Source organism: Mycobacterium sp., from assembly GCF_008709575.1.
In the GTDB taxonomy this organism is placed as follows: Bacteria; Actinomycetota; Actinomycetes; order Mycobacteriales; family Mycobacteriaceae; genus Mycobacterium.
Window position 1 is genome coordinate 1 of record NZ_VYIK01000450.1, and the last position, 625, is coordinate 625.

Genomic DNA, 625 nt, shown 5'->3' on the forward strand with positions numbered 1-625 from the left:
CGGCCCGGCCAGGTAACCCGATATCAGAACCGTCGGCGCGACGGCTCCAACGCACGGCCGCGTTATCTTCTCCACGTCGACGGGTACCGTGTCGCTCCCATCGACAACGGACTGAACCACGACGGCCAGCCCGACCATGCCGTCGCGGCCGACCTCCTTGATCACGTGTCGCAACCGGCATCGTGCAGCCCCTCCACCATGTAGGCGTCGAACCGAACGCGAGCGGCAGCGTGCACGATCGGATCTACTCCAGCGCAGCCGTGATATTTCCATATGCCGACACTTTCGGTGCCAGCGTCGCCGACGGTCGCAGCTTGTGCTTCCGAAGAGCTCTCGGCAACCGTAGTTGGCGCGTCGCGCGCGGTCGCGAGTTTCAGGTAGGCGCCCACGTCGCTGACCGAGCCGCACGATGGCGGGTATTGTTTTACCGCTGCGCAGATGCCCGACGGCGGCCGCGGCCGCCGCACGAGCTCGATAATACGCAGCGCCTCGTCCGGGCCGTGATCATCCAGCAGGGTCTTGAAACGCTCTGCGGCTTTCGAAGGTCAAGGATCGCTGGCGGCCGTCGTGGGTGGAGCTAAGGGGATTCGAACCCCTGACCTACTCGATGCGAACGAGTCGCGCT

The 625-nt window shown here is 65.1% G+C and carries 1 protein-coding gene; it reads right to left on the bottom strand.

Features of this window, described 5'->3' with window-relative positions; all coding sequences use genetic code 11:
* Nucleotides 1-161: 161 nt before the first annotated feature.
* Complete coding sequence (locus F6Q13_RS19530) at nucleotides 162-389, bottom strand: hypothetical protein (RefSeq protein ID WP_293060021.1); 228 nt, start codon at nucleotides 387-389, stop codon at nucleotides 162-164.
* Between the last annotated feature and the right edge of the window lie 236 nt (nucleotides 390-625).